The organism is Bacillus sp. BD48, from assembly GCF_046566805.1.
Classification (GTDB): domain Bacteria; phylum Bacillota; class Bacilli; order Bacillales; family Bacillaceae; genus Bacillus; species Bacillus safensis.
In genome coordinates, this window is record NZ_JANGFM010000006.1 from 229,360 (window position 1) to 255,958 (window position 26,599).

29 protein-coding genes and 2 other annotated features are annotated in these 26,599 nt (G+C 41.6%); of the genes, 19 read left to right on the forward strand and 10 right to left on the reverse strand.

Annotated features, from left to right (window positions below; genetic code table 11):
- The first annotated feature begins 38 nt into the window (after positions 1–38).
- Positions 39–557 carry a type 1 glutamine amidotransferase domain-containing protein gene (locus ACLGGR_RS17645; RefSeq protein ID WP_024425275.1) on the forward strand — a complete coding sequence of 173 codons (519 nt, stop codon included), beginning with the start codon at positions 39–41 and terminating at the stop codon, positions 555–557.
- A 96-nt stretch (positions 558–653) separates the two neighbouring features.
- Here ACLGGR_RS17645 and ACLGGR_RS17650 read toward each other — a convergent pair whose 3' ends face one another.
- Both ACLGGR_RS17650 and ACLGGR_RS17655 read right to left on the reverse strand, forming a co-directional pair.
- Positions 654–869: a DUF1128 domain-containing protein gene (locus ACLGGR_RS17650; RefSeq protein ID WP_034323493.1), complete on the reverse strand. Its 216-nt coding sequence runs from the start codon at positions 867–869 to the stop codon at positions 654–656.
- A gap of 77 nt (positions 870–946) precedes the next feature.
- Positions 947–2,302 carry an alanine/glycine:cation symporter family protein gene (locus ACLGGR_RS17655; protein ID WP_251217077.1) on the reverse strand — a complete coding sequence of 452 codons (1,356 nt, stop codon included), beginning with the start codon at positions 2,300–2,302 and terminating at the stop codon, positions 947–949.
- 173 nt (positions 2,303–2,475) lie between these two features.
- Between ACLGGR_RS17655 and ACLGGR_RS17660 the strand changes: the two genes are divergently transcribed.
- Genes ACLGGR_RS17660 through ACLGGR_RS17670 form a run of 3 tightly spaced genes read left to right on the forward strand, consistent with a single transcriptional unit; the run spans position 2,476 to position 4,136 of the window.
- The gene (locus tag ACLGGR_RS17660; RefSeq protein ID WP_048240118.1) at positions 2,476–2,946 is read left to right on the forward strand and encodes a low molecular weight protein-tyrosine-phosphatase; all 471 of its coding nucleotides are present in this window, start codon (positions 2,476–2,478) and stop codon (positions 2,944–2,946) included.
- A gap of 20 nt (positions 2,947–2,966) precedes the next feature.
- Positions 2,967–3,290: a YtxH domain-containing protein gene (locus ACLGGR_RS17665; RefSeq protein ID WP_267587990.1), complete on the forward strand. Its 324-nt coding sequence runs from the start codon at positions 2,967–2,969 to the stop codon at positions 3,288–3,290.
- A 27-nt stretch (positions 3,291–3,317) separates the two neighbouring features.
- Positions 3,318–4,136: a YihY/virulence factor BrkB family protein gene (locus ACLGGR_RS17670; RefSeq protein WP_269773007.1), complete on the forward strand. Its 819-nt coding sequence runs from the start codon at positions 3,318–3,320 to the stop codon at positions 4,134–4,136.
- A 207-nt stretch (positions 4,137–4,343) separates the two neighbouring features.
- Here the strand turns inward: ACLGGR_RS17670 and ACLGGR_RS17675 are convergent, their stop codons facing one another.
- Together ACLGGR_RS17675 and ACLGGR_RS17680 are read right to left on the reverse strand one after the other, a co-directional pair.
- On the reverse strand, positions 4,344–4,850 hold the full coding sequence (locus ACLGGR_RS17675) for a GNAT family N-acetyltransferase (RefSeq protein WP_410973598.1): 507 nt from the start codon (positions 4,848–4,850) through the stop codon (positions 4,344–4,346).
- A gap of 16 nt (positions 4,851–4,866) precedes the next feature.
- Positions 4,867–6,030, reverse strand: a complete 1,164-nt coding sequence (locus ACLGGR_RS17680; RefSeq protein ID WP_268464828.1) for an MFS transporter — start codon at positions 6,028–6,030, stop codon at positions 4,867–4,869.
- Between the two features lie 75 nt (positions 6,031–6,105).
- On the opposite strand from ACLGGR_RS17680, the gene ACLGGR_RS17685 reads away from it, so the two are divergent.
- The 3 genes from ACLGGR_RS17685 (at position 6,106) to ACLGGR_RS17695 (ending at position 8,466) form a co-directional block, all read left to right on the forward strand.
- Entirely contained in the window at positions 6,106–6,483 is a 378-nt protein-coding gene (locus tag ACLGGR_RS17685; RefSeq protein ID WP_323649703.1) for an OsmC family protein, read from the forward strand.
- A gap of 65 nt (positions 6,484–6,548) precedes the next feature.
- Positions 6,549–7,616 (forward strand): calcium/proton exchanger, encoded by a 1,068-nt coding sequence (gene cax / locus ACLGGR_RS17690; RefSeq protein WP_142946347.1) that lies wholly within the window; start codon positions 6,549–6,551, stop codon positions 7,614–7,616.
- A 67-nt stretch (positions 7,617–7,683) separates the two neighbouring features.
- A complete protein-coding gene (locus ACLGGR_RS17695) occupies positions 7,684–8,466 on the forward strand; it encodes a YfkD family protein (RefSeq protein ID WP_410973599.1) in 783 nt (260 codons plus the stop codon).
- A gap of 357 nt (positions 8,467–8,823) precedes the next feature.
- Here ACLGGR_RS17695 and ACLGGR_RS17700 read toward each other — a convergent pair whose 3' ends face one another.
- The 3 genes from ACLGGR_RS17700 to yfkAB all read right to left on the reverse strand — a co-directional run bounded on the left by ACLGGR_RS17700 (position 8,824) and on the right by yfkAB (position 11,731).
- Positions 8,824–9,543, reverse strand: coding sequence for a YebC/PmpR family DNA-binding transcriptional regulator (locus tag ACLGGR_RS17700; RefSeq protein ID WP_410973600.1), 720 nt, complete (start codon positions 9,541–9,543; stop codon positions 8,824–8,826).
- A 222-nt stretch (positions 9,544–9,765) separates the two neighbouring features.
- Entirely contained in the window at positions 9,766–10,602 is an 837-nt protein-coding gene (locus ACLGGR_RS17705; protein ID WP_410973601.1) for a mechanosensitive ion channel family protein, read from the reverse strand.
- Positions 10,603–10,609: 7 nt separating this feature from the next.
- On the reverse strand, positions 10,610–11,731 hold the full coding sequence (gene yfkAB, locus ACLGGR_RS17710) for a radical SAM/CxCxxxxC motif protein YfkAB (protein ID WP_251217084.1): 1,122 nt from the start codon (positions 11,729–11,731) through the stop codon (positions 10,610–10,612).
- A 146-nt stretch (positions 11,732–11,877) separates the two neighbouring features.
- On the opposite strand from yfkAB, the gene ACLGGR_RS17715 reads away from it, so the two are divergent.
- Complete coding sequence (locus ACLGGR_RS17715) at positions 11,878–12,069, forward strand: SE1561 family protein (RefSeq protein ID WP_003218031.1); 192 nt, start codon at positions 11,878–11,880, stop codon at positions 12,067–12,069.
- A 101-nt stretch (positions 12,070–12,170) separates the two neighbouring features.
- Positions 12,171–12,962 (forward strand): delta-lactam-biosynthetic de-N-acetylase, encoded by a 792-nt coding sequence (gene pdaA, locus ACLGGR_RS17720; RefSeq protein WP_340867753.1) that lies wholly within the window; start codon positions 12,171–12,173, stop codon positions 12,960–12,962.
- Between the two features lie 45 nt (positions 12,963–13,007).
- Here pdaA and corA read toward each other — a convergent pair whose 3' ends face one another.
- Together corA and ACLGGR_RS17730 are read right to left on the reverse strand one after the other, a co-directional pair.
- Positions 13,008–13,967, reverse strand: coding sequence for a magnesium/cobalt transporter CorA (corA, locus tag ACLGGR_RS17725; RefSeq protein ID WP_410973602.1), 960 nt, complete (start codon positions 13,965–13,967; stop codon positions 13,008–13,010).
- Between the two features lie 133 nt (positions 13,968–14,100).
- Complete coding sequence (locus ACLGGR_RS17730; RefSeq protein WP_410973603.1) at positions 14,101–14,610, reverse strand: stress protein; 510 nt, start codon at positions 14,608–14,610, stop codon at positions 14,101–14,103.
- Between the two features lie 434 nt (positions 14,611–15,044).
- Between ACLGGR_RS17730 and ACLGGR_RS17735 the strand changes: the two genes are divergently transcribed.
- The 3 genes from ACLGGR_RS17735 (at position 15,045) to ACLGGR_RS17745 (ending at position 17,951) form a co-directional block, all read left to right on the forward strand.
- Positions 15,045–15,914: a DNA-3-methyladenine glycosylase family protein gene (locus ACLGGR_RS17735; protein ID WP_410973604.1), complete on the forward strand. Its 870-nt coding sequence runs from the start codon at positions 15,045–15,047 to the stop codon at positions 15,912–15,914.
- Between the two features lie 102 nt (positions 15,915–16,016).
- Positions 16,017–17,402 carry a 23S rRNA (uracil(1939)-C(5))-methyltransferase RlmD gene (gene rlmD / locus ACLGGR_RS17740; RefSeq protein ID WP_410973605.1) on the forward strand — a complete coding sequence of 462 codons (1,386 nt, stop codon included), beginning with the start codon at positions 16,017–16,019 and terminating at the stop codon, positions 17,400–17,402.
- 135 nt (positions 17,403–17,537) lie between these two features.
- The gene (locus ACLGGR_RS17745; protein WP_410973606.1) at positions 17,538–17,951 is read left to right on the forward strand and encodes a DUF6508 domain-containing protein; all 414 of its coding nucleotides are present in this window, start codon (positions 17,538–17,540) and stop codon (positions 17,949–17,951) included.
- 29 nt (positions 17,952–17,980) lie between these two features.
- On the opposite strand, the gene ACLGGR_RS17750 is transcribed toward ACLGGR_RS17745, so the two are convergent.
- A complete protein-coding gene (locus ACLGGR_RS17750; RefSeq protein WP_410973607.1) occupies positions 17,981–18,865 on the reverse strand; it encodes a LysR family transcriptional regulator in 885 nt (294 codons plus the stop codon).
- A gap of 111 nt (positions 18,866–18,976) precedes the next feature.
- Here ACLGGR_RS17750 and ACLGGR_RS17755 point away from each other — a divergent pair, with 111 nt between their 5' ends.
- The 7 genes from ACLGGR_RS17755 to thrS all read left to right on the forward strand — a co-directional run bounded on the left by ACLGGR_RS17755 (position 18,977) and on the right by thrS (position 26,569).
- Complete coding sequence (locus tag ACLGGR_RS17755) at positions 18,977–19,366, forward strand: tautomerase family protein (protein ID WP_410973608.1); 390 nt, start codon at positions 18,977–18,979, stop codon at positions 19,364–19,366.
- Between the two features lie 26 nt (positions 19,367–19,392).
- Positions 19,393–19,716, forward strand: coding sequence for a carboxymuconolactone decarboxylase family protein (locus ACLGGR_RS17760; protein ID WP_075622573.1), 324 nt, complete (start codon positions 19,393–19,395; stop codon positions 19,714–19,716).
- 138 nt (positions 19,717–19,854) lie between these two features.
- Entirely contained in the window at positions 19,855–20,670 is an 816-nt protein-coding gene (locus tag ACLGGR_RS17765) for a MerR family transcriptional regulator (RefSeq protein WP_410973609.1), read from the forward strand.
- A gap of 33 nt (positions 20,671–20,703) precedes the next feature.
- Positions 20,704–21,891: an MFS transporter gene (locus ACLGGR_RS17770; RefSeq protein ID WP_410973610.1), complete on the forward strand. Its 1,188-nt coding sequence runs from the start codon at positions 20,704–20,706 to the stop codon at positions 21,889–21,891.
- A gap of 188 nt (positions 21,892–22,079) precedes the next feature.
- Positions 22,080–22,910 carry a DNA alkylation repair protein gene (locus ACLGGR_RS17775; RefSeq protein ID WP_410973611.1) on the forward strand — a complete coding sequence of 277 codons (831 nt, stop codon included), beginning with the start codon at positions 22,080–22,082 and terminating at the stop codon, positions 22,908–22,910.
- A gap of 253 nt (positions 22,911–23,163) precedes the next feature.
- Complete coding sequence (locus ACLGGR_RS17780; RefSeq protein WP_410973612.1) at positions 23,164–23,922, forward strand: HNH endonuclease; 759 nt, start codon at positions 23,164–23,166, stop codon at positions 23,920–23,922.
- A 188-nt stretch (positions 23,923–24,110) separates the two neighbouring features.
- Positions 24,111–24,333: a binding site (T-box leader), on the forward strand.
- 37 nt (positions 24,334–24,370) lie between these two features.
- Positions 24,371–24,594 (forward strand) — a binding site (T-box leader).
- A gap of 52 nt (positions 24,595–24,646) precedes the next feature.
- On the forward strand, positions 24,647–26,569 hold the full coding sequence (gene thrS / locus ACLGGR_RS17785) for a threonine--tRNA ligase (protein WP_410973613.1): 1,923 nt from the start codon (positions 24,647–24,649) through the stop codon (positions 26,567–26,569).
- Positions 26,570–26,599: the final 30 nt, after the last annotated feature.

The following is a 26,599-nucleotide window of genomic DNA, read 5'->3' on the forward strand; positions in this document are numbered from 1 at the left end:
GTGTAGTGTAAACGATAATCAAGCAGGAGGGTTTCTACATGGGTAAGAAAATTGCAGTTGTATTAACAGATTACTTTGAGGATGTTGAATTCACCGAGCCTGCAAAAGCCTTTAAAGATGCAGGCCATGAGATCACAGTGATTGAAAACGAAAAAGGAAAAACAGTGAAAGGGAAGCAAGGAGAAGCAGAAGTGAGGGTGGATGCGTCCATTGATAACGTGAAGCCTGAAGACTTCGATGCACTGCTGATTCCTGGCGGGTTCTCACCAGACATTCTGCGTGCAGATGATCGCTATGTCCAATTCACAAGAGCATTTATGGACGAGAAAAAACCAGTCTTTGCGATTTGTCACGGACCGCAATTGCTCATTACAGCGAAGACGCTGGAAGGCAGAGGCGCGACTGGCTATACATCCATTCAAGTAGATATGGAAAACGCAGGCGCAAAATTCAAAGATGAAGAAGTTGTTGTTTGTCAGGATCAGCTTGTGACAAGCCGTACACCTGATGACATTCCAGCATTTAACCGTGAATCATTAAAACTGCTCGCAAAATAAGCAGTTTTGACAGGATAAACAAAGCCAGCACCTTGAGGGGTGCTGGCTTTTTCTGTGCATGAATGTAAGAAAGCGGCGTAAACCGCAATCCAGTGATTATTTTCTTAAGCTTTTTAGCTCGCTTGCGATGGCTTGCATTTCACTTGGGCTGAATGAAGATTTTTTCATCACCATTTGGTGTAGAAATTCAATATCTTCGTACTTGTCTGGACTGAAGTCCTCGGCTTTGATGACTCCAATGTTCAGCATATTTAACTTTTGCGAAATGTCTTCAATCAGCTGATTGACTTCAGCCGCTTTTTGCTCTGACAAGGGCGGCACGTCCTTTCCTGCATATGTGTTGAATAATATGTCTATTTTAACAGAAATGCAAAAGAATAAAAGGGCTATTAAGACGACACCGAGATGTTTTTCTCCTTTTTCTCCTGCTTGATCTTATCAATGATTCGTTTAGATTCAAACACGACAACTCCTGATAAACCGATGAGGCCGATTAAGTTAGGAACAGCCATCAGTCCATTTAGCATATCCGCTACGCCCCAGACGAAATCATTCTTAAACACGGCACCGAAAAAGACAGCAATAACAAACACAACACGATAATACATCACATACGAATCTTTCGCCAAATATGTAAAGCATTTTTCGCCATAATAGGACCAGCCAATAATGGTGGAATAGGCGAATAAAAGTAAGCCGATTGCAACAATGATTGAGCCCGTTGGTCCGAGGAAATGAGCAAAGGATAACGAGGTGAGTGCATCACTTTTTTCTGTGACGTACATATCGGCCATGACAATTGTGATCCCTGTAATGGAACAAACAATCATCGTATCAATGAATACTTGCGTCATTGACACAAGCGCTTGACGAGCAGGCATATCTGTTTTGGCAGCAGCTGCAGCGATTGGTGCAGAACCAAGACCCGCTTCATTGGAAAATACCCCTCTCGCCACACCCCAGCGGATTACGGTACCGATCGCACCGCCTGCAACGGCTTGACCTGTAAATGCATCCGTAAAAATGAGCCCGACTGCACTTGGGACAAGATCCGCATTCATGACAAGAATGATCAGTCCGCAAATGACGTAGAATAAAGCCATAACCGGTACAAAAATAGCCGTCACACGGCCAATGCTTTTAATCCCGCCTAAAATCACGAGGGCAGTAAATACCGTAATAATAATGCCGGTGATCCATGTTGGAATCTGAAAGGTTGAATTCATGACACCAGAAATCGAGTTTGACTGCACGAGATTCCCAATCCCAAAGGCAGCCGTGGCGCCAAAAATAGCAAACAATACCCCTAGCCATTTTTGCTTCAAGCCATGCTCCAAATAGTACATCGGCCCGCCGGACATTTCACCTTTTTCATTCTTGACACGGTATTTCACTGCGAGAACAGCTTCAGCATATTTAGTCGCCATTCCAAAGAAAGCTGCAAACCACATCCAAAACACAGCGCCTGGTCCGCCTGCAATGACAGCAGAGGCGACCCCTACAATATTTCCCGTTCCAACCGTTGCAGCAAGAGCTGTCATTAATGCTTGGAAGTGAGAAATATCACCTTCTGATGTCTTGTCTTGCTTTGAAAATGCCAGCTTGAGTGAATAGGGGAGCAGCCTAATTTGAATGAAGAGCACGCGAAAGGTAAGGTAAATCCCTGTCCCCACGATCAAAAACAAAAGCGGCGGTCCCCATAATACATCATTGATATTGCTGACAATCTGTTCTACCCATCCCATATGTATCCCCCTTTATTTGTTTATTTCTCCTAAAGTGTCACCTTTTTTTGTATAATGTGTCAATGCCGATGGGAGTTTTTCTTGCAAAGTTTTCAAAAGAAAAAGGGCTTGATATGATAGAGAAAAGGTTTTCGAAAGCAGCTCTTAGGGAAAAGATAGGAGGAGAATGAAGGATGATTCATGTATTATTCGTATGTCTTGGCAATATTTGCAGATCACCGATGGCAGAGGCCATGTTCAGAAAACGAGTGGAAGATGAAGGACTAAGCGAGCACTTTGTCATTGATTCAGCAGGCATTGGCGGCTGGCATCAAGGAAGTCCACCGCATGAAGGAACACGAAAGTTGCTTGATGAAAAAGGGATCAGCTATGAAGGGATGTCCGCAAGACAAATCATGGATGAGGACATCACAGCATACGACTATATCATTGCGATGGACGCTGAAAATGTAGGGGCACTTCGCAGTATAGCCGGCTATGGGAAACATCACTTTATTGGCCGTCTTCTTGACTTTGTTGAAGACGATGATCGAGATGATGTGCCAGACCCTTATTACACTGGAAACTTCGAGGAAGTACATGATTTAATTGAAACAGGAATTGATCGTTTTTTGACGTATGTAAAGAAAGAGAAACACCTTTAACTGAAAGGAGATCAGATGAGATGGAAGAGAAAAATCAAATCATGCTTCGAGGAGCTGTGATAGGAGCAGCTTGCGGCGCACTGCTGACATTATTTCATCGGCCAACGAGAATCGCGCTCAAAGACAAATGGGATGACTGTCAGGAAAAGCTGGCGGAATACCGTCAGGAGCCAGCCAGAATTTCTGCTTGCGTGAAAGAAAAAATGGAAGAAACGAAGCAGCTGATGCGAACAGTCTCAGATGACTTGTCATTTTTAAATGAACAAGTCAATCAGTTAAAGGAAACAACCCCAAAAGTATTAGAGATTATTGAAGAAACAAAAGATCACTTTCGAACGAAATAGAAAGATTGATCATTGGAGATGAGGCGTATGGGTTTTGTTAAAGCGTTAATTGGACGCTTTTTGCTGCATGAAGGACCGGCAAAATCTGCTGAGCTTGCTTACTTCTTTTTGCTTTCATTATTTCCGTTTCTCATCTTCGTGCTGACACTCGTTGGATATTTGCCGCTGACGTCGAAGGATGTTCTAAGCGTCATCTCTGGTTATGCGCCAGAAGGAGCGCTTTCGATGATTGAATCCATCGCCGAAGAGACACTGAACAGCCGTAACGGCGGATTGCTGTCATTCGGGATTATTGCCGCCCTTTGGTCTGCATCTAACGGGATTAATGCCGTCGTCAGAGCATTTAACCATGCTTACGAAGTTGAGGAAAATCGTTCCTTCGTTCTCGTACGTTTAACATCCATCATCTTAACCATCGCAATGGTTCTTACCATTATTTTTGCCTTAATGCTGCCTGTCTTTGGAAAAGAACTTGGCTTATTTCTCGCTAAATTAGTCGGGCAGTCTGATGCCTTTCTCACCATTTGGACGGCTATGAGGTGGATCATTAGCCCGCTGATTTTATTGATTGTGTTTACAGCCTTGTACTATTTCGCTCCAAACATCAGGCTGAAATTGAAATTTGTTCTGCCGGGCGCCATTTTTGCATCGATTGGATGGATCTTGGTGAGTATGCTGTTCTCATTTTACGTAGGCGAGTTTGCTAATTACAGCGCAATGTACGGAAGTATTGGGGGAATCATTATTTTGATGATTTGGTTTTATTTAACCGGCATCATGATTATCCTTGGCGGCGAGCTCAATGCGCTTTTACATAAGCGTAAAATCGTACCAGGCAAGGTATGAAGAAATTCGGGCATCCTAAAGAAGAACGAACAAGTTCAATCTTGATGGATGGGGGAATCACATATGTCCAAACAATCGAAAAAAGGCGGAAGCAATACGAAACAAAACAAAGGCCATCAGCCAAAGCACAAAACAAGCGGCAGTGCGAACGGGCAAAATGGTTATCATTAAATGAAAAAACTCCTCTGCATAGGTGCAGGGGAGTTTTTATTTCGACAATCGTATATATCGCTTAAGGATAAAAGCTGTATCAGGTTTTGACTGGTAATGAGGATCATGCTGAAACCCTGCGTTTATCGCTACACGTTCACTTCTGACATGGCCAACAGGGCAAAAAATTTCAAATCCATTGACTTTAGGAGCAAAGGTATCTGTCATATATTTCACGATGGTTGTCACAATTCCCTGTCCTTGCGCATCTTCATCAATCCAATAACCGATATTGCCTAATTGTTGATCAAATGTCAGCCGGAACACACCGATTAATTGCTCGTTCAGCTGAATGCCAGCTTCCAACCCTTTTTGTTCATCGTAAGTGGTTTGAGTTGATTGAATAAACGTTTTGATCGCTTCTATGTTTTTGCAGTGATGAACCCAAGGGAGCCACTCTCCTAAATGGGCTTTATTCTTTTGAATAAGGCTAAATAGTATGTCCGCATCATCTAATTGTAGAGATGCCAAAGTTAACTCATTTGTGATGTGATATGTAAACAACGATTGACCCTCCATTTTAGTGACTTTCCACCACCGCCATCGTTCTTCCAAATCGAACGCAGCAAAACACAAATAATATCACGATGCTGACAAGATAAAGTAAATTCATTCCTTCAAACGTTTGGACAAAGAATCCTCCGAGTACCGGCCCGAGAATACTGCCCGCACTAAACGCCATCCCGCACATCAAATTTCCGGCGGGAAGCAAATGCTTTGGCAATAAGTCGGTCATATAACTGATGCCAAGTGAGAAAGTAGAGCCTACAGCCATTCCAGCAATAAAGAAACAGATGGCCACAGCCAATACGGATTGAATGAAAATCCCTGCCAAAAGGAAAAAGAATGATCCAGCGAGTGTGACACATAAAATGATGCGTCGTCTACCAAACCGGTCGCTGAGCATCCCAAGAGGAAGCTGAAAGACAATGCTCCCAATGGCAAACGCAGGTAAAATAAACGCAACTGCATCTACTGTCACACCGCTTCTGAGTGCATACACAGGGAAGTTACTATTAAGCGTCGTTTCTAAAAATCCGTAGCAAAATGGCATCATAAAGGCGACCCAGCCAAATTGAAAGGCCTTTTTGAAGCGCTTCAAACTGTTTGTCTGCTCTGACGTTTGCACTTCGCCCGTATCTGGATATGTATTTTTTAAAACAAACACAAGCAGCCAAATACATAAACTAACGGCACCAGAAACAATAAAAGGCAAAGCTGGATTGATCTCAATGAGCGGCGTTAAAAAAGGCCCGGCGGCAAAACCGAGTCCAAACGATAATCCATACAGTGAAATATTTCGTCCGCGATTTCTTGATGATGAAGCATAGGTCACCCACGTCTGTGTAGAGAAATGCAGCATATGGTCACCAATCCCGATCATAAGCCGGAGGAAGAACCAGACGACATAAGATTCAAAAAACACAAAGCTAAATAAGCTTAAAAAGACAGCAGCGCCGCCAATCACGATTAACGGCTTAAATCCAAACCTTCGAAGCGGTGCTTCCATAAAAGGAGACGCAAGCAGTACACCGAGATATAAGCCTGTGGCATGCAGCCCGTTTAATGTAGGAGAAGTGCCGGCATGTTCAAAAATAATTGAAATGACAGGAAGTAATGCACCCTGTGAAAAACCAGATACGGATACAAGTAAAATTAAAATCATAAAGTGAATTCTCGACATAAGATGCTCCTTACAAGTTCATGCTTTCATCGTACAATGGAACCATAGGGGTTTCAATAGAAAGGTGGAAAAGGAATGACGCTGACATACGAAAAGGATCATTGGATCGCACATATTGAGGACAGGCAGCTGCCTATTTCAGGAAAAGAAGAAACGGGGTATCGCCCATCTCAATTGTTCACCTCAGCCATTGCAGGCTGCTTTGGAGAAATGCTCACTCATGTATGCCGGAAAAAGCGAATATCCTATGAAGGGCTGACGATCACACCTGAAACAACGAGGGCAGGAGCTGTAAACAAGATTTCCCGCATTCATTTACATATCTTATTTGAAGACATCAAGACATCTGATGAACAAATCGATAAAGTGATCACCCTTGCATTGAAGCATTGCTCTATGGTGCAGTCTGTGAAAGGAAGTATGGATATCACCTTCTCACACGCGCGAATCTAAAATGTATATGATGCCGGTACTCACGAAAGAATAACAGTCAGACATATGTAAAGGAGAATGGCTGTATGAATCGTTTGTTTCTTGTGATTGTCGCAATCGGTGTTCCGTTATCGGTGATTGGCAGTTTTCTTCATTTCCCGCAGGTCGTCATGTTTGCCGTTTATTGTATCGCCATTATTGGTCTTGCTAGTTTTATGGGAAGAGCCACAGAAAGTCTTGCTATCATTGCGGGACCTAGAATTGGCGGACTTTTAAACGCCACATTTGGAAATGCAGTGGAGTTAATCATTTCGTTTTTTGCCTTAAAGCAAGGACTGACGGCCATCGTACTTGCTTCATTAACAGGATCGGTCATCGGAAATTTACTGCTTGTGGCGGGGCTGTCTTTTTTCGTTGGCGGATTAAAATATAAGCGTCAAGTGTTCAATGTCCATGATGCAAGGCATAACTCCGGCTTGCTCATGTTTGCCATTATTGTAGCGTTTGTCGTTCCAGAAGTGTTTTCGATGGAGATGGAAGAGAATAAGCAGTTTGTTTTAAGCATTGGGATCAGCATCGTCATGATTTTGCTTTATGTCGCGGCGCTCTATTTCAAACTGGTCAGCCACCGCGGTGTCTATGTTGCCAAGCAGGAGAGCATGGAAGGTGAGGGAGAGACGGAAGAAGAAACACCTGAATGGTCTGGGAAGTTTGCCACTGTGATTTTGCTGCTTGCGACGATCGCAGTTGCATACATTTCAGAGCGCCTTGTTCATACATTTGATACGGTAGGAGAACAGTTTGGCTGGAGTGAGCTGTTTATCGGTGTCATTATTGTAGCCATCGTCGGCAACGCCGCAGAACATGCCTCAGCTGTCATCATGGCTTATAAAAACAAAATGGATGTGGCAGTGGAAATTGCCTTTGGCTCCACGCTTCAAGTTGCCATGATGGTCGCGCCAATCCTTGTCATCAGCTCGCTATTTTTTGAGAAGCAGATGCCGCTCATTTTCTCCTTGCCAGAACTCATCGCGATGGCATCCTCTGTGCTGCTCACGGTCATTTTATCAAATGATGGTGATACAAACTGGTTTGAAGGCGCCACATTACTTGCTGCCTATTTTATTATGGCGATTGGATTTTTCCTTTTATAATCTTTTGTGGATAAGGGACGCCTTTGCGGAAAATACTATGGAAAAATGAATGAGAAAGAGTGATGATATGAAAAAGATGCTCCGCATCATGTTTGTTGTTCTCTTATCCTTAAGTTTTCTATACAGCTTTCCAGCGGAGGCGGCAAAGCCATTTAAAGTGCCATCCTCTGTCGCCAGTATCTCGAAGGAGAATACGTATCCGAACGCGTCACAGGATCAGCCGCTGCTCCAGCCGAGCGAGCTGACTGCTGAATTGTTCAAAACAACAAGTGTACCGATTGAGAATACTCATTTAATTAAAATGCTGAATGAATCCAGCATTTCAGGGACGCCATTAGCTGTTGGATACCGTGCGACCATTTTCCTTGGGAGATGGGCGCTGAGCTACGATTCAAACGAAACGGTCGCCAACTGGGAATACAAAAAAGTGAATACGAACCACATTGATAACAGAGGCGGCAACAAAACAGCCATTGGAAAATACGTTCAAAAGCAGCAAGTGAAAGTAAGCGGCGGCCTCACAGCAAAAGTGCCAAACCCAGAAGATGTGAAAACATTGATGATGCAAAAAGCGATTCAAAAAACAAAGCTGCCCCTCGCTTTTGACACCGTGATTGGTGCAGGAACAAAACGAGATCAGTCCTACCACGTCTCTCCGAAAAAAGCAGCAGCGCTACATGCCTATGCACCAGCGATTAACGAAAAAGGAAAGGTCACATACGGAGAAGTGTACCTTGTGCTAAAAGGAAATAAACGAAAACTCATCGTAAAAAACGTGACCTCACAAGGAATCGGCGCTTGGATTCCTGTTCAGGATCACCTGACGTTTGGGTTTCAAGGGATGAATTAAAACAGTCATCTCCTCTTATCAATAGGGGAGATGACTGTTTTTTTTGCTAATCGGGTTTCTCTTTTTTTCTTTTTAGCTCATTCATGTAAAAGTCAAAGGCGTTATATAAATACCATACGATAAAAAGAAAGAAGATCACTTTAGTGAATATCGTTAAGTTGTTGAAAATGAAACATAGGCCAAGATAAGGGATGATCATAAATCCATAATAAGAAAACCACCATGTTTTAAAAATGAAACTCAGCTCCTTGGAAATTGTAGACATTAACACCTTATCCATATATTACATTTTTTCAGAGAAATAAAAAAGCCATAGTAGAAGTTGAATGAACCTAACGACTACTATGGCTTAAGTTTTTATTCCCCTAAATCCACATTATGATAAACCTGCTGCACGTCTTCAAGCTCTTCTAATACATCGATCAGCTTTTCAAATTGTGCTTTCGATTCATCGTATAATGTCACTTCGTTTTGCGGAAGCATTGTGATTTCAGCGACAGTGAATTCTTCTACGCCGGCTTGTTTGAATGCTTCTTGTACTTGATGGAATTGATCTGGTTCAGCGTACACAATCACCGTTTCATCTTCTTCCATGATGTCACGTACATCAACGTCTGCTTCCATTAAAAGCTCAAGCGTTTCTTCTTCACTTTTTCCTTCGACACCGATGACAGCTGTTTCGTCAAACATGTAGGCAACAGAGCCGCTTACGCCCATGTTTCCGCCGTTTTTCCCAAATGCTGCTCGAACATCTGAAGCTGTACGGTTCACATTATTGGTGAGGGCGTCAACGATGACCATTGATCCGTTTGGACCAAATCCTTCGTAGCGCAGCTCATCGAAATTCTCTTCCGCACCGCCTTTGGCTTTTTCAATGGCACGGTCCACAATGTGTTTAGGGACACTATATGTTTTTGCACGTTCTAGGACAAAACGAAGTGCTTGGTTTGATTCTGGGTTTGGCTCACCTTGTTTGGCAGCCACATAGATTTCACGCCCGAATTTTGCGTAAATACGACTTGTGCTGGCATCCTTTGATGCTTTCTTTTCTTTAATGTTGTTCCACTTACGACCCATCTTATTCACTCTCTTTCACTTAGAAAATACACAGTATGAGGGTCCCCATGCTGCATGAAATCATTCTGCTATCTATTATACATGAATCAGTCAAGAGGATAGAAGTTAGAGGGGCTGAATTGAAGAGAATTGTTAGCGAATGTTCAAGTGTTCCATGTTTCTCACAAGCCCGAGTCAGCCCGGCATCATGTATATAAAAAAATAACCCCATCATAAATGAGGTTATTTTGCAGGCTGGGGATAAGCGAGATCCTCAAGCAATTTGACATCATGCTGATGAAGTTGCTTGATCATTTCTTTTCGCACAGCGAGGGCAGCGTCGAAGTATTTTTCGTCTTCGACCATTCCCTTTACTGTGATTTCAATCCCACGATTCAGCTTATTCAAGCCCATAATTCCATGAACCTGAAAGGGTTCAATGGCGTTTTGAAATTCGTCTTTTTTAAGAAACTCATGATGCATTTGATTTAAATTGTCACATGCTGATTCAAGTGCTTGAAAGGCGATATCTGGGTTTTGATTCGCGCTAATTAACACAGATTCCGTAATTCGCATGTAGTGCATGTTATAGTTTTGGATTTGACGGATATCCCCGTTAGAAATGGTTAACAGCTTGCCGCTCCATTCTCTAATTTGCAGAGAGCGGAGACCAATCTCTTCAATGGTTCCATTAAAGAGGTTATTCACTGTCACATAATCCCCTTTATGAATCTGGCGTTCATAGATGATAAAAACGCCTGCTAAAATATCACGAATCAGCGTCTGAGCGCCAAAACCGATGACGATCCCAGCAACACCAGCACCCGCAAGAATTTTCCCAAAGTCATGAAAGAAAAGAGAAATGACATAGAGCACAAAGCAAATCGAAGCGGTGTACTGCGTGACCGATTTGACCAAGCTCTCGATCGTTTTCTTCTTTTTGTCCTCTATAAACTCAGTTCGTTTAAAGAAAATTTGAAGGGCTTTGTTAATCATAAAGACAGCAAGCCAAAGAACGAGTCCAACAAGGAGAATTTCAATGTATTTGTTTTTGACCACTGTCAGAAATGTATCGTCCATCTATCGGTTACCCCCTGGCTGTACGAGAAGTAAAATCAACATCTTGATAATAGCTATTTTTCACTAGAACATTCGGACCGAGGCACTGCACGCTCGGGCAATGACAATTCAGCTCTTTTGCTAATTTCGTGTCCATCCAGCGTGTATAGGCTGATTGCAATGTATCAGTTGCAATGTTTCCAAGCGGTGGTGTATCGCCAAAGTCTGTTACAATAATATTCCCATCAAAAATATTCACATTCAACCGTGAGCGTCCATCAGGATCATTTCGTACCGTGACATTTTTCTCCTGGCGCAATCGGTTGAGGAGACGCTGGTCTTCTTCATCTGTACTGCATGAATAAAATGGCAGGGTGCCAAACAGCATCCATGTGTTTTGATCACGAATATCAAGCAGCTGATGAATCGCATCCCGCATTTGCGGAAGCGTCAATGATTCAAGGGCGCTGGCGAAATCACTTGGGTACATCGGGTGAACTTCGTGGCGCTGACATTTCATTTCCTCGACGATTTGCCGATGGATGTGTTCGATATATGGAAGCGTGCGCTTATTCAGCATGGTTTCAGCGGATACGGTTACGCCCGCTTTGACAAGTGCCTGACTATTTTCAATCATGCGGTTAAATAATTTCTCGCGCTGCTCAAAGGTTGGTTTTCGATCCATCATGGCAAAACCGACTGTTGCAAACTCTTCGACAGTGCCCCAGTTATGTGAAATGTGAAGGACATCTAAGTATGGAATAATTTCTTCATATCGCGCCAAATCAAGGGTTAAATTTGAATTGATTTGTGTACGGACACCGCGTTCATGGGCATACTTTAATAAAGGAACGACATATTCCCGTACAGATTTAAGAGAAAGCATCGGCTCTCCGCCTGTAATACTGATGGAGCGCAGAAGCGGAACTTCATCTAAACGGCGAAGCAGTAAATCAAGCGGCAGTGCATTCGGGTCTTTAGGCTGCAAGGTATAGCCGACCGCACAATGCTCGCATCTCATGTTACACAACGTTGTTGTCGTAAATTCAATATTTGTCAGCTTCATTTCTCCGTAATCCTGCACATCGAGATAGGCTTCCCAAGGGTCGTATGCAGGTGTGATCGGACGAAGTGCTGTTTTTTGGTTCATGGTATCTATCTCCTTTTCATTCGGGCAAACGTGGACCCGCCAACAGTTAATTTTAAGCCTCATCACGGTTATACGCAAGGGGGACGCAATTGATTTACAAGGGAAAAAAAGATAAGCTAAAAACAAAAGCTAAAGGGAGTGTATCGATGGGTAAGGCAGCAGACAGCAAAGAGCAGCAGGTTGATTATTTAAAGAACCGATTAGATATGTTTATGAATGTGATTGATTCATTAGATCCCGAATCAACAGACGTTGAGGATATAGACAGACTGATCCAGATGATTGATGACCTAGAAGCGAAATATGAACGGTTTAAAACCGATTGGAAGGAAGAATAGCTCGCGCGATGCGGGCTTTTTTCTTTAAATTGGCAGGTGAATCGGTGTATGAGTCTCGGTCTTATTCTGCACAATAGAAGAAAAACCGGGAAGTGACGTAAATGAAAAAATACATGCTGATCTGTTTATGTGCGCTTTTTGTTTCCATGCCTCTCTCAGAAGCAGGAGCCGTGTCTAACAAGCCCATCCACTGGGGATTTGCGAAAAGTAAAGAGCACAGGCCGCCGGATGCGGGCAAAGAATTGACGGCACTCTTAAAAAAGTATGATGCGTTCTATTTAGGCAACACGAAAAAGAAAGAGATTTATTTTACCTTCGACAATGGCTATGAAAATGGGTACACACCCAAGATCTTAGACGTGCTGAAAAAACATCAAGTACCAGGCACCTTTTTTGTGACAGGTCACTTTGTAAAAGACCAGCCGGGGCTTGTCAAACGTATGGCAGAGGAAGGTCATATCATTGGCAACCATTCTTATCACCATCCTGATTTAACAACAAAGAGTACAAAAGAAATCAAAGAAGAACTGGACCGTGTCAATGAAGCTGTGTACAAAATCACAGGAAAACAAGATAACCTCTATCTTCGTCCGCCGCGCGGTGTGTTCAGTGAACGGGTATTAAATGAAACAAAACAGCTCGGCTACCAAACCGTTTTCTGGTCAGTGGCGTTTGTGGACTGGCATATCCATCATCAAAAAGGAAAACAGTATGCATACGATCAAATGATGAAGCAGGCACACCCAGGTGCCATTTACTTACTTCATACCGTCTCAAGAGACAATGCCGAAGCGCTGGATGATGCCATCACCGCTCTGAAAAAACAAGGATATTCCTTTAAAAGTCTAGACGATCTCATGCTTGAAAAAGTATGGCATCTTCCTCAGCTATAGAATTAAGCCTGCAGAAAACCTGCAGGCTTTTTAATTATCAGGGTACTATTTAAAAATCCTAAACCACCCTTTATGTTTAAACCACAAAAGCATCCCCGTGACGAGGAGACCCATGAAAATCAGCACGCCAAAATAGCCGTATTTCCAGTGTAATTCTGGCATGTTGTCAAAGTTCATTCCGTATACCCCTACAATAAAGGTTAGTGGAATAAAAATGGTCGATACAATGGTCAATGTCATCATGATCGCATTCATCCGGTTGGAATTCAGCGTCTGATAGCTGTCTCGTAAATCGGCTGTCATATCACGGTTTGACTCAACGATCTCGGTTAACTTCAAAAGATGATCATAAATATCATTAAAATACACATGGCGGTTTGGATCGCTTTTCATCATATTCGTGTTCACAATACGATATAAAAGGTCCCTCATTGGGATAATCGTTCTTCGCAGTTTGAGCAAATCTGATCGAATCCCAAATACTTCGTTCATCAGCGTGCCATACGTTTTATGCCCTTCTTCATCCTCAATTTCATTCAGTCTGTCTTCAATTTGATAAATAATAGGGAAATAATCATCAACAAGCTCATCAATCAGCATGTAGGCAATATGCTCAGGTCCGCTGTTTCTCGCTTTATTAGAGCCTTTGAGCTTTCGGATCACACGTTCAACGTACGGCGCTTCCTTCAAATGAAAGGTCACGATATAGTTTTCACCAACAAACAGATCGACTTCCTCAGATCGAAGCGTTTTTTGATTCAGGGCATGCAGCACGAAAAATAAATACCCCTCATAAAAATCAAGCTTCGGCCGCTGTAAATAATGGAAGCAATCTTCAATCGCAAGCGGATGGAACTGAAAATATTCCTTTAGAAGCGCTGCTTCCTTTTCCGTTGGTGCATGAAAATCAATCCAATACCAGGCGATATCGGGGCTTGAAAGCTGCTGCAATGTTGCATGTTCAATCAAGTCGCCGTTTTTTGTCACTGCAAGTTTTCTCAGCATGTGCACCCCTCCAGACTTGCATTATATCATGAAGCAGCGCCGGTGAACTTATACGTTTTCTTCATAAAAAAAGCCGATCTCATTTTTGAGATCGGTTCAATGTGCGTGTATGATTGATGGATAAAACCGAGAATTAAGGACGACGGAAGTTGACGAAACCACCATCACGGTCGAACCAGCCTCTAAATGCCCAGTTGATGTAGCCGCCGTCACCTTTGTTTGTGAAAGATCCATTTTCAAATACCCAGACTCCGTACGTAATGCTTCCATATTTCACAGTAGCAAACGTTTTGACGCCGTTGAAACGAGTCTCATAACCTTGGCTTAAGTTAAATACCATGACATTGTATTTTGCGCCAGCAGCATAGAAAGCAGACTCCATTAATCCTTTGACAAAGCCTTCACGATTTGTGTTAGCATTTGCAGCATTGATTAATGCATTTGCAATGCCAAGTACGTCAAAGTTAATGTTTACATTTGTTGCATTTGTTGAAGCTTTACCTTCAGCAGCTTTGTTTAAAACAGTTTGCTGAAGTGTAGTAGAAACAGGTGTTGAAGTTTTTGGCTCAGCAGCGTCAGCGAATACTGGTAGTGTCGAAGAAACAGCAGTGGCAAGGGCAACAGAAAGAATTGTTTTTTTCATTGGTCGGATCTCCTTTGTTTTTAAATTTTGGGTCTTCTTTTTCGTAAAATGTGAAACTAAGTGAAGCCGGTCATCAATGAGGTAAAAATGTTCCTGCAAGATAAAACAAATGATTGCCTAATCCGCTAATTTCTTTGTTCACCTCCTTGATATGTCATAATTATACAAATGTTTTCAGAATGGAAGATATCACCCAGAGGTTCTATTTCTAATTTAAGGAAAATGAGCCTAAAATGTTGAAGGATGCTGTCGAATTTTAGCTGAATTCGACTAAAAACTTTCGTCTATCCAAAAGGAGAATGACCTCAAATAAGGAAGATATAACTGATAAATTCTTGTACTCTTTATGTTTAAAAGTATTCAATCTAGAGAATCATTCATGCAAAATGAAACAATCACATCTGCGTATGTTTGCAGAAAGGAAGAGGACATGTATGTGGGAAAAACAGTTGGTGGTAGAGCCGCCGTATCATTTCGATCAAGTGCTTAGACGCTTATCAAGTGATCCATTAAAAGCAGTCGATTTGAGTCAAAGAGAAATAAAAGTGCCGATCAGATTAGAGAAAAAACCGTACGTGGTCATCGTTCAAGCTACTGGAACAAAAGATGCGCCTCTGTTCCGGGTGCGAGCAAACGGCCCAGAGGAACCCCTTCTTTCTGAGGTGAAACGGATATTTGGCATGGAGCATCAATTACACATGATTCAAGACCATTTTTCTCAAACCAATCTAGCGCCCATTTTTGAGCAGCATATCGGAACGCCGCTCATGCTGGATTTTCATTTATATCATTGTTTAATGAAATGCATCATTCATCAGCAGCTTAATCTTTCGTTTGCTTACGAGCTCACGAAACGATTTGTCCATACGTACGGCGAGCAAATAGAAGGTGTATGGTTTGATCCTTTACCAGAAACCATTGCTTCTCTTGAAACAGAGGATTTGAGAAAGCTTCAATTTAGTCAGCGAAAAGCAGAATATGTCATCGATGTATCGAAACGAATTGTGAGCGGCTCACTTTGTTTGGAGGACTTACACGATTTATCTGATCTGGAGGTAGAAGAGCGATTGCTTCCGATTAGAGGGATTGGACCTTGGACGGTTCAAAATGTGCTCATGAATGGGCTTGGAAGACCAAATCTTTTTCCGATGGCAGATATCGGCATTCAAAACGCAATCAAACGGCACTTCGACCTGCCTGAAAAACCGACAAAAGAAGAGATGACAGCGCTAAGCAAGGAATGGATACCATATTTAAGCTACGCTTCTTTATATTTATGGAGAAGTATTGAGGCAGATAAATAACGGAAAGGAATTTTCTCTCTTTGTCTAAGACGTGATATACTAATGAGATGGAATAAAATGAAGACAACCTATCAAGGTTTCAAATAGAACGGAGAGAATGAAGTGAAAGAAAAACAGCAAGGTGCCCTTTTACAAAAGGGACAGCAGTTCCCGCTTACCATTAAACGCCTTGGCATTAATGGGGAAGGGGTCGGTTATTTTAAAAAACAAGTGGTCTTTGTCCCAGGCGCGTTACCAGGTGAAGAAGTGGTGGTTGAAGCCACGAATGTCCAAGCAAAATTTTCAGAAGGTACGGTCAGGAAAGTGCGAAAGCGCTCTGAGCATCGAGTCAAACCGCCATGCCCAGTATATGAGCAGTGCGGCGGCTGTCAGCTTCAGCATTTGGCGTACGAGCAGCAGCTAAATGAAAAGCGTGATATTGTCATTCAATCAATGGAGCGTCATACAAAGCTATCGGTTGAAAAGCTTGATATCAGGCCAACGATCGGTATGGAAGATCCGTGGCATTACCGAAACAAAAGTCAGTTCCAAGTAGGTCGTTCTCACAGCGGAGACATCATTGCAGGGCTTTACGGACTGAATTCTCATAAGCTTGTACCGATCAAGGAATGTATCGTGCAGCATCCAAAAACGAACAAAACAACGGGCGTTGTCCGCAAAATTTTAGAGAAATTCGGCGTATCGGTCTACAATGAACGGACAAGAAAAGGCGACGTACGCTCAATTGTTGTGCGTGTCGGCTTTGAAACAGGTGAAGTACAGGTCGTTCTAGTCACATCAAAGCCTGAATTTCCAAAGAAAAAAGAAATCGCCGAAGCCATTCAAAAACGTCTGCCAGAAGTGACGTCCATTATGCACAACATCAATGGTGAAAAAACGTCGGTCATCTTTGGTCATAAGACATCTCACCTAGCTGGCAATATGGTCATTCAAGAATTTTTGGGAGACGTCTCCTTTGAATTGAGTGCACGTGCTTTCTTCCAATTGAATCCGAAGCAGACGCTAAAGCTTTACGATGAAGCGAAAAAAGCGGCCAAGCTGACTGGCAAAGAAAAGGTTGTCGATGCATATTGCGGCGTTGGGACCATTGGGATGTGGCTTTCAGATGGTGCCAAAGAAGTACGAGGAATGGATGTCATCAAAGAATCGATTGATGATGCTAAGAAAAATGCCAAAAAACACGGCATGAAAAACGCGACCTATGTGACAGGAACAGCTGAACATTGGCTGCCAAAATGGGTCAAAGAAGGCTTCCGTCCTGACGTCATCGTCGTCGACCCGCCAAGAACAGGCTGCGAGCGCACCTTCTTAGACACCGTCAAACAAGTCAAACCAAAACGCTTTGTCTACGTCTCTTGCAACCCATCTACACTAGCAAAAGACCTTGAATACATGTCAAAAGACTACAAAATCGAATACATGCAGCCAGTTGATATGTTTCCGCATACGGCGCATGTCGAGACCGTTGTATCAATGGCTAGAGTGTAAAAAAGTGAAGTAAATAAAACTGTCCGTGATTTGAATACTGGTGTCTAGCTGGTAGGATGATCACGGATTTTTTTATATACTGTTCCATAGGTGTCGATCAGAGTAAACCATATGAATGAATAGAGGAGGATAACGATGAGCCAATTCGAGAGTTTAACAAAATACATACCGATGCTTCACGAGGACCATATCGGAGAATGGGTGATCGATCAAGAAAATGATGGAACAGCTGAACGCCCAATCCAGATGCCTTTTGTGAATTATTCCGAAACGGTCCAACGCTTTATCAAAAATGTCTATACCTTTGCAGAACAACATCAAGAGCTGGAGCTTACCCGCTACAGAGAAATCCTCAAAGAAAATGGCATTGAAGGTGAATTGAACGATATTGAGAATCTGGACATTTCAAATTTAAATGTGCAGTGTGTACTTGCACTCATCATGGGAGTGGTGAGAGCTGAGCGGTTTTGCGAGGGTGCCATATTGGGTTCTTTTAAAAGTGGAGCCATCTTAAAATGGCTTGAAAGATTGAAAAACCTAGATGTATGAAATCTAGGTTTTTTGTTTTTGATACGAGATTACGAGCATGTGAATTGCTCCACTTCTTGACGAAATAGATCAAGCATCAGCTGCTTGGTCTTTTCCAAAGAGAGATGGGGTTCTTTATGAGTTAAGATTCCTATTGGGATAAAAGGGTCCTCCATTTCAATTGGAACTTTCACAAATTCGTCTGACAATGCGGTAGAGGAAAGGACAACTCCGACAGAGGGGAATTTCTTTAGAAATGATGGAATTGCTGAAATCTGGCTGATGGTGTAAGTGAACGGCTCCACATTTATTCTGGAGAGTTCCTTTTGTAATTTCATGTGATATAAACAACTTTCCCCGCCAATAATCAAAGGCTGTTCATAAAGATCCTTGATCAATGAAATCGGTCCAAATTGATCTGCCTGCTGTTTTGCGATAATAAAAGACATTTCCTCCTTGTACAACTCCTCAAACGGAAGTGTATTCATCACTGGTTCCCCTGCAATGGCAAAATCAATCTCACCCTTGAGCAGCTGCTTGTGAAGGAAATCTGTATTACCGATGATAAAGTGGCATGTGATATTTGGTTTTTGGCTCCTGAATGTTTGAAGGACGGAAGGAAGAATAGAGGCAGCAATTGGTTCTATGACGCCTATATTCAAGGTTCCGATTTCTTCTTTTTGGAGTTTTTGTGATTGCTCTAATACAAAATGCCAATGGAGAATCAGCTGATCAATCTCTTTGGCAAACAATTGTCCTGAAGGGGTTAATTCAGCCTCCCATCCTCTTACAAACAATTGAAATCCTAACTCCTTTTCTAATCGTTTAATCTGATTCGTTATGGTTGACTGTGCATAATTCAATTTTTGAGCGGCTTTTGAGAATGTCCCTTCCTGAATGATGGCTTGAAATGCTTTTAACTCTTTTAAGTCCATTTCTAATAATCTCCATTCAATTTATGAATACAATTTTATATATTATTCAATTATACAAAACAAGAATTGCGACGTAAAATGAAGTGAGACAGAAAAAGGGAGATGACATTCATGCCATTTGTAAAAATCAGCTATATGGAAAATGCGTACGATACTGAAAGCTTAGCTTCTATTAGCCAAACGATCATGAAGGCTCTGATGAAAGAATTTCAAGTTCCTAAAAAAGACTACTTTCAGGTATTCAGTTCACATAAGAAAGAAGAATTTTTTTATGATTCCCATTATCTTCTTCGTCATGAAAGAGATCATCGTCTTTTATATATCCAAATTACATGTGGTGCAGGAAGAACCGAGGAGCAGAAGCAGTCTTTATATAAGGAAGTAGCTGACCAGTTGTATTGCCAGCTTCATATCCCGAAAGAAAATGTATTCATTATGCTGATTGAGACAGGCTTGGAAAATTGGTCCTTTGGAGAAGGACTTGCGCAGATGATCAAGTAACAGAACGAATGGAAGGGGAAATAACTATGCATCAGCCAATCAAGCCAACTGTAAAATTCACTCTCGGAGATTTTGCCCCAGCATTTGTTGAGTACTCAGAAAAAGTTCTCTTTGGAGATTTGTGGAGGAGAGAGGAACTTTCTCTTAGAGATCGCAGTATGATTACGGTCTCAGCCTTAGTAAGTACGGGCAGCCTGAATCAGCTGGAATATCATTTACATCTTGCCAAAGAAAATGGTGTCACGAAGAACGAATTGATTGAAGTCATCACTCATCTTAGTTTTTATATCGGATGGCCTAAAGCAGCTTCTGCACTAGAAGCGGCTAAACATATTCTTGAGGATAAATAAAGTTCATCAAACAACGAGCCCTATTTGAAATAGGGCTTTTTATATGCAATAAATTGTATTCTAAATTCTTCTGTTGACTTTCCCCTTTACTGAAAGGTTTATACTTTGATCAGATCAACAAAACGGAGGAGATGCAGGATGTTCAAAATCGGTGATTTTTCTATGTTAAGTAAAGTGCCTGTCAAAACCTTAAGGTATTATGACCAAATTGATTTATTAAAGCCTAAGCAGATCGATCAAGATTCGGGATATCGGTATTATTCAGCTGAGCAGCTGCTTGAGGTCAATCGAATTTTTCTGTATAAAGAATTGGGCTTTACGTTAAAGCAAATGGGTCAGCTTCTTCGTGAAGATATTTCGGTAGAGCAGATTCAGGGCATGTTTCTCTTGAAAGAGAGTGAGATTCAGCAATTGATTGAAAGAGAACAACAGAAATTAGCGCGTATTAAGGAACGGATGCACCTCATCAAACGAGAGGGGTGTGTGGAAAAAGAGCAGGAGGTCATCATCAAATCGGTTGAAAGTAAACGCATCATGTCTTTTCAATCCAACGGAACTGTTGAGGAAATTCCAACATTCTTTCAAACGTTTCATCATTTGTTACATAAACATCAGCAAGAATTGAACTCTGAGCCACAAATCGTGCTGTGGAGGGAATCACCTGCTAAAGAAAGTGAGTTCGAATTTGAGGTTGGGTATTCCGCGAAAGTGTTAAGGGGCTCTCTGCCTCAGGGTATCACGATGCGTACGTTACCAGCTGAAGAAACCATGGCGACGCTCTTATTTCATTCAGATTCTCCATTTGCGCAATCTGCTTGTGTTGACCTGGCGACATGGATCGAACATAACGGATACCACGTGAAAGAAGATCAGCCGGGCCGAGAGATTTATTACCCGTTGTCTGAAAATGAAGAAGGCAGACTCATTGAAATTCAAATTCCCATTCAAGAATAAATCGTCTACATTGTCCAAAGGAGAAAAGCGACTATGAAAAATAAAGCCGTTGTCTATTTACTTGCATTAGCAGCCTTTTTAATTGGAACGATCGAATATATCATTACAGGAATTATTCAAATGGTCGCAGATGATTTACAGGTCACGACGTCAGCTGCTGGTTTATTGGTCACATCATTAGCGCTCTCAGCAGCAATTGGCGCGCCGATTGTCATTGCACTGACCATCAATATCGACCGCAGAAAAATATTATCATGGATGCTGATCATTTTTATTTTAAGTAATATCATCACAAGTGTGAGCCATTCGTTTGAAATGGTGCTGATGACTAGGGTTTTACAAGGAATTAGTGGGGGAACGGCTATTGTGGTGGCAATGGCTGTGGCCACTCGTCTTGTCGAACGAGAAAAAAGAGGAACAGCGATTGGCATCATTTTAATGGGATTAAGCAGTTCCTTGGTTTTAGGTGTGCCCATCGGGACATTTCTCAGCAGCATGATTGGATGGAAAGCATTATTTGCAGCCATTGGATTGATCACGCTCATTCCGCTGATAGTTGTGTATAGGCGCATCCCTTCTATGAAAGAACAAGAACCGGTGACGCTAGGTATGCAATTATCGATATTAAAAGATAAGAGAATTTTGCTGGCAGTGGCAGTGACGCTGTTCTATGTAGGAGGATACTCCACCTTATTTACCTATTTAACGCCCTTCCTGCAAGAATCAGCTAACCTTAGCATCACAGAAATCAGCGGCATTTTGTTACTAGCGGGAATATGCAGCTTTTTGGGCTCCAGCCTTGGAGGGGTTGCAGCAGATAAAAAAGGCCCAATATTCACGATTTTCTCCGGAATTATTCTACAAATCATCATGCTGATGCTGCTGGCATTTGTGACAGGGGATCTCGTGGTCATGGTGGCGGTTATCATGATATGGATGATTGCTACATGGAGCACATCGCCAGCTCAGCAGCTGTATCTCGTCACACTTGTACCCAAATCTCCTGATATCGCATTAAGTGTCAATACATCATTTATTCAATTCGGATTTGCTTTAGGCTCGGGGTTAGGAGGTCTTGTATTGAGCAGGACATCTATACTGCACCTAAGCTGGATCAGTGCAGGAACGGTTCTTCTTGCTTTACTCATGACCATCTTGATGGTGGCGTTTGACCGAATCTCTCAGCAGAGGAGTTTGAAGGTGATGGAGCAAGGAGGGTAACATATTCAGTTTTTTATTGAGGGAACTACTTATTTCGGGTAGTTCCTTTTTTTGATTTGAAGAATGCACCAGTTAAGGAAGTTTATTTGCTACAATAGGAGTAAATATCCAAAGGTTTTTAAAGGTTAATAACAAATTACTCCAAAAATGAATGCCGAAAAAGTACTGCTAGACAGGAGAGATACATCATGCCAATAAGTGAGGAGATCATCAATCGGAAAGGCGCTCGAAAAGGGAGTGACATTCCTCATAACGTCTTGATCCTTTTGAATCAAGGGGAGATAGAGAGTGTAAATTTAACTGAATGGCTGGCGGTCAATCATATGACGCTATTACAGCATGTCTTGCTGTCCCTTGGCTTAGACGATCATTTGGACTATGTTTCATCTGAAGTTGCCAAACAAAAATCTGAGTCAGGCATGAAAGCAATTCGTCTCATAGGTCATTTGTTAGATGAAGTGCTGCAGGAAGAAAATGAGGAAAAACGAGTGGAAGTCATACAGGCATGCAGTCGTCACATATCTGATAGCGTTCGCTGCTGGGCTGCTTATATGAACAAGCAGCATTCATCCTCTTTGGAAGAGAAACTAGCGTACATTCAGCCATTTGCAGCTGATCATCATTTTGGTGTTCGCGAAATTGCTTGGATGTCAGTGAGAGAAAGTCTAAGTCATCAGCTCGATCAAAGTATAGAATATTTAACAGAATGGGCAAAAAGCGAGGATGAAAATATTCGCCGGTTCTCTGTAGAATCGATCCGTCCAAGAGGTGTATGGACAAAGCATATTGAGTTATTAAAACAGGAACCAGAGAGGGCACTGCCTATACTAGATCACCTCAAATCTGATCCATCAACATATGTTCAAGATTCTGTAGGAAACTGGCTGAATGACGCTAGTAAAACACAGCCGAATTGGGTAAGAAACCTGTGTGAACAGTGGTCAAAGGATTCTGATACAAAAGCGACTAGCAGAATTGTTAAAAAAGCCAAGAGAACGATTGTGAAGGGGAATTTGTGAAAAAGAACATGAACTCAATTTCCTTTTTTGAGGGATTTTTATCTAAATGATTCTGGAGAAATTCTTAGAGATTTGCAGGTTTATTATTCAGAAGTACTATTCTTCAGAATGGTACAAATTTCGTTTTGTTTGAGTCAAATATTGCTTTTGTAATACATAATTCAATAGAGCATATTAATTCTTCTGACTAACACTAGAAATAATATCTATCTATAAAGAAAACAATATACAGAGAGAGTGAGTAGTACCATTGATGAATCAAGATACTTTTGCTGAATGGTTGAAAACTTATGCAAATATAAAACCATACTCTATTGGAAGATACTCTAAAGCGATCGGCACAATATCCTCAGAATTAGAAGACTATGGATTACAGAGTATTAATTTATTTAATTTAACTGATGCTGCCTTTATTGATGAAATTCTTAGTAATTCTGAGTTTAAAAAGAAAAATGAAAAAGGACACAGGATGTATAGTGTAGCTTTAAAGCATTTAAAAAAATACATTGAGTATTATTATGATTCTGAGTTACAGGCAGAGCTGTTCAAAGAGGAGCAGCAGTTTGAAAAGTACCTAATAGGAAATCCTGCTGATGTCAGCAGAGCTGATATTGAGGATAAACCAAATGATAAGCCTAAACATAGGTTAGTGAAAAATAGAAAGGTATGGAGTAGAAATCCTAAATATGCAGTTGGGGCTGTAGCTGATGCACATTATTTATGTGAGTTTGATAATCAGCATAAGCACTTTATTTCTAAGTTTAATGGAGAGAATTATGTAGAGGCTCACCATTTGATACCAATGCAATATCAGGATCAATTTGATCATAGTTTAGACATCCATGCTAATATTGTTTCAATTTGTTTAGTCTGTCATAAGAAAATCCATTATGGACGATTTGAGGACAAGAAAGAAATATTAGATAAGCTATTTCACAGTAGGAGAGATAGACTACTTAAAGGCGGAATTGATATAGAAATATCACAGCTATACACGTATTATCAGGATTGAGAAATCTAAGGGAATTAAGGTTGGCTCAAGATTACTATCCAAATTAGGATGCTAATTGAGTATTTAATACAAATTGATTATAGCCTAAGTAAAATCACTCAAAATGTCATTTAAAGAATGAATTACGTTATCACTGCACAAAATAAAGCTTTACACAATCCATCATCATCATGTAAGATATGGAGAAATTAAAAGCGAAGAAAAGGACATGAGCCATTTTTACTGGTTACCAGAGAGGGAAGTGACGCTGAAATCTTCCTAACACAGAAAAATTGTCTTACCACCTTTGAGCTGTATTGGGGAAATGATAGTATCCAATATCGTCTACGCCACGTTACGGCACCAGAGCCATAAAGCGAATGCGCTTATGGGAATTTGGGTGGAACCACGAATTACACATTCGTCCCTCTATGAGGGATGGGTGTGTTTTTTTGTACACTCATATAGGATCATTGCTTTGAAAAGGACATGAGCAGCTTTTACGGTTACCAGAGAGGGAAGTGACGCTGAAATCTTCCTAACGCAGAAAAGCTGTCTTACCACCTTTGAGCTGTATTGGGGAAAATCGCAGTATCCAATACCGTCAATGCCACGTTACGGCACCAGAGCCATAAAGCGAATACGCATTATGGGAATTTGGGTGGAACCACGGATATCACATTCGTCCCTTTACGCGGGATGGGTGTGTTTTTTTATTTCAAAAAATATGAAAGGTGTGTCAGGTATGAGAGAAAACATGGTGAAGATTCAATTTCCCGATGGAAAGATAAAGGAGTTTCCCGCAGGTACGACTGTCGCAGATGTTGCCTCCCATATTAGTCTGAGCTTAAGAAAAAAAGCAGTGGCGGGTAAAATCAATGATCAAATGGTTGATTTAAGTGAAAAGCTATACAGCGATGCTCGGTTGTCTATTGTCACACTTGATTCAAAAGAAGGGCTTGAAGTGATGCGCCATACATCTGCACACGTATTAGCCCAGGCTGTGAAAAGGTTATATGACAATGTCACTCTGGGGATCGGTCCTGTCATTGAAAATGGATTTTACTATGATATGAAGCTCAATCAAACATTAAGCGTAGAGGATTTGGCGGAAATTGAAAAAGAGATGAAAAACATCATAAATGAGAATCATCCCATCCAAAGAAAGGAGGTCTCTTACAAAGAAGCTGAAGCGCTGTTTGCACATGATCCATATAAGCTGGATATTTTAAAAGATTTACCCTCTCAAGAAGCCATCACAGTTTATCAGCAAGGAGAATTTATCGACTTGTGCCGCGGACCGCATGTACCTTCTACTGGGTACGTAAAGTCATTTAAACTAACACGTGTTGCAGGGGCTTATTGGCGGGGAGATAGTCATCAGGATGTCTTGCAGCGAGTGTACGGTGTGGCGTTTCAACATCCAAATCATCTCGCTGATTATCTTCATTTCATGGAAGAAGCAAATAAACGTGATCACCGGAAATTAGGGAAACAGTTATCCCTCTTTATGTTTTCAGAAGAAGCGCCAGGTATGCCGTTTTATTTACCAAAAGGTCAGATTGTCAGAAATGAATTAATGGCCTTTTCAAGAGAAGTGCGAGGCAAAGCGCAATACGAAGAAGTGAGTACACCGTTTATGATGAACCAAGAGCTTTGGGAAAAGTCAGGGCACTGGGATCATTATCATGAAAATATGTATTTCTCAGAGGTAGATCATACAAGCTTTGCTTTAAAACCGATGAATTGTCCAGGGCATATGCTGATGTTCAAAAACAGCTTATATTCATATAGAGACCTTCCGATCAGAATGGCTGAGTTTGGTCAGGTGCATCGTCATGAATTTAGCGGAGCGTTAAATGGATTGTTCAGGGTCAGAACATTTTGCCAAGATGATGCCCATATTTTTTTAAGAGAAGATCAAATCGAAGCTGAAATCAAACGGATTTTTCAATTAGTTGATCATGTGTATCGGACATTTGGGTTTGAGTATTCCGTCGAGCTATCCACTCGTCCAGAAAAAGCCTTAGGGGATGATGCCATTTGGGATATATCCGAAACAGCGCTAAAAAATGTCCTTGATCGTCTAAAGGTTGACTACCAGCTAAACGAAGGAGATGGGGCATTTTATGGTCCAAAGATCGATTTTCATATCAAAGATGCCTTACAGCGAAGCCATCAGTGCGCCACAATTCAGCTGGATTTCCAAATGCCTGAGAAATTTGATTTAACATATATTAACGAAAAAAATGAAAAGGTACGGCCAGTTGTGATTCACAGTGCCATTTTTGGTTCTCTAGATCGTTTCCTAGGCATTCTCATCGAGCATTTTGCGGGCGCTTTCCCATTATGGCTAGCACCAGTACAAGTACAAATTATCCCTGTTTCAACTGTACATCTTGATCACTGCTTAGAGGTGCAGCAGCAATTAAGAAGTATCGGAATAAGAGCCACAATCGATGAGCGGGATGAAAAACTTGGCTATAAAATGAGAGAAGCACAAATGCAAAAAATCCCTTATATCGCGGTCATCGGCGATACAGAAATGCAAGACAACACACTAAATATCAGACAGCACGGAGCAAAGACGTCAAAGCATCTGTCGATTGAGGACTTTAAACACATGGCAGCTGAGCAAATAAAAGACAGATCGGCTGCTCAAATATGATGTGATGATTTTATAAAGAAGGAAAAGACG

Excerpts from the sequence above, each read along its gene's own strand:
- ACLGGR_RS17645 (WP_024425275.1), top strand. The coding sequence starts at position 39 with ATGGGTAAGAAAATTGCAGTTGTATTAACAGATTACTTTGAGGATGTT.
- ACLGGR_RS17655 (WP_251217077.1), bottom strand. The coding sequence starts at position 2,302 with ATGGGATGGGTAGAACAGATTGTCAGCAATATCAATGATGTATTATGG.
- ACLGGR_RS17660 (WP_048240118.1), top strand. The coding sequence starts at position 2,476 with ATGATTCATGTATTATTCGTATGTCTTGGCAATATTTGCAGATCACCG.
- ACLGGR_RS17665 (WP_267587990.1), top strand. The coding sequence starts at position 2,967 with ATGGAAGAGAAAAATCAAATCATGCTTCGAGGAGCTGTGATAGGAGCA.
- ACLGGR_RS17670 (WP_269773007.1), top strand. The coding sequence starts at position 3,318 with ATGGGTTTTGTTAAAGCGTTAATTGGACGCTTTTTGCTGCATGAAGGA.
- ACLGGR_RS17680 (WP_268464828.1), bottom strand. The coding sequence starts at position 6,030 with ATGTCGAGAATTCACTTTATGATTTTAATTTTACTTGTATCCGTATCT.
- ACLGGR_RS17685 (WP_323649703.1), top strand. The coding sequence starts at position 6,106 with ATGACGCTGACATACGAAAAGGATCATTGGATCGCACATATTGAGGAC.
- cax (WP_142946347.1), top strand. The coding sequence starts at position 6,549 with ATGAATCGTTTGTTTCTTGTGATTGTCGCAATCGGTGTTCCGTTATCG.
- ACLGGR_RS17695 (WP_410973599.1), top strand. The coding sequence starts at position 7,684 with ATGAAAAAGATGCTCCGCATCATGTTTGTTGTTCTCTTATCCTTAAGT.
- ACLGGR_RS17700 (WP_410973600.1), bottom strand. The coding sequence starts at position 9,543 with ATGGGTCGTAAGTGGAACAACATTAAAGAAAAGAAAGCATCAAAGGAT.
- ACLGGR_RS17705 (WP_410973601.1), bottom strand. The coding sequence starts at position 10,602 with ATGGACGATACATTTCTGACAGTGGTCAAAAACAAATACATTGAAATT.
- yfkAB (WP_251217084.1), bottom strand. The coding sequence starts at position 11,731 with ATGAACCAAAAAACAGCACTTCGTCCGATCACACCTGCATACGACCCT.
- ACLGGR_RS17715 (WP_003218031.1), top strand. The coding sequence starts at position 11,878 with ATGGGTAAGGCAGCAGACAGCAAAGAGCAGCAGGTTGATTATTTAAAG.
- pdaA (WP_340867753.1), top strand. The coding sequence starts at position 12,171 with ATGAAAAAATACATGCTGATCTGTTTATGTGCGCTTTTTGTTTCCATG.
- corA (WP_410973602.1), bottom strand. The coding sequence starts at position 13,967 with ATGCTGAGAAAACTTGCAGTGACAAAAAACGGCGACTTGATTGAACAT.
- ACLGGR_RS17730 (WP_410973603.1), bottom strand. The coding sequence starts at position 14,610 with ATGAAAAAAACAATTCTTTCTGTTGCCCTTGCCACTGCTGTTTCTTCG.
- ACLGGR_RS17735 (WP_410973604.1), top strand. The coding sequence starts at position 15,045 with ATGTGGGAAAAACAGTTGGTGGTAGAGCCGCCGTATCATTTCGATCAA.
- ACLGGR_RS17745 (WP_410973606.1), top strand. The coding sequence starts at position 17,538 with ATGAGCCAATTCGAGAGTTTAACAAAATACATACCGATGCTTCACGAG.
- ACLGGR_RS17750 (WP_410973607.1), bottom strand. The coding sequence starts at position 18,865 with ATGGACTTAAAAGAGTTAAAAGCATTTCAAGCCATCATTCAGGAAGGG.
- ACLGGR_RS17755 (WP_410973608.1), top strand. The coding sequence starts at position 18,977 with ATGCCATTTGTAAAAATCAGCTATATGGAAAATGCGTACGATACTGAA.
- ACLGGR_RS17760 (WP_075622573.1), top strand. The coding sequence starts at position 19,393 with ATGCATCAGCCAATCAAGCCAACTGTAAAATTCACTCTCGGAGATTTT.
- ACLGGR_RS17765 (WP_410973609.1), top strand. The coding sequence starts at position 19,855 with ATGTTCAAAATCGGTGATTTTTCTATGTTAAGTAAAGTGCCTGTCAAA.
- ACLGGR_RS17770 (WP_410973610.1), top strand. The coding sequence starts at position 20,704 with ATGAAAAATAAAGCCGTTGTCTATTTACTTGCATTAGCAGCCTTTTTA.
- ACLGGR_RS17775 (WP_410973611.1), top strand. The coding sequence starts at position 22,080 with ATGCCAATAAGTGAGGAGATCATCAATCGGAAAGGCGCTCGAAAAGGG.
- ACLGGR_RS17780 (WP_410973612.1), top strand. The coding sequence starts at position 23,164 with ATGAATCAAGATACTTTTGCTGAATGGTTGAAAACTTATGCAAATATA.
- thrS (WP_410973613.1), top strand. The coding sequence starts at position 24,647 with ATGAGAGAAAACATGGTGAAGATTCAATTTCCCGATGGAAAGATAAAG.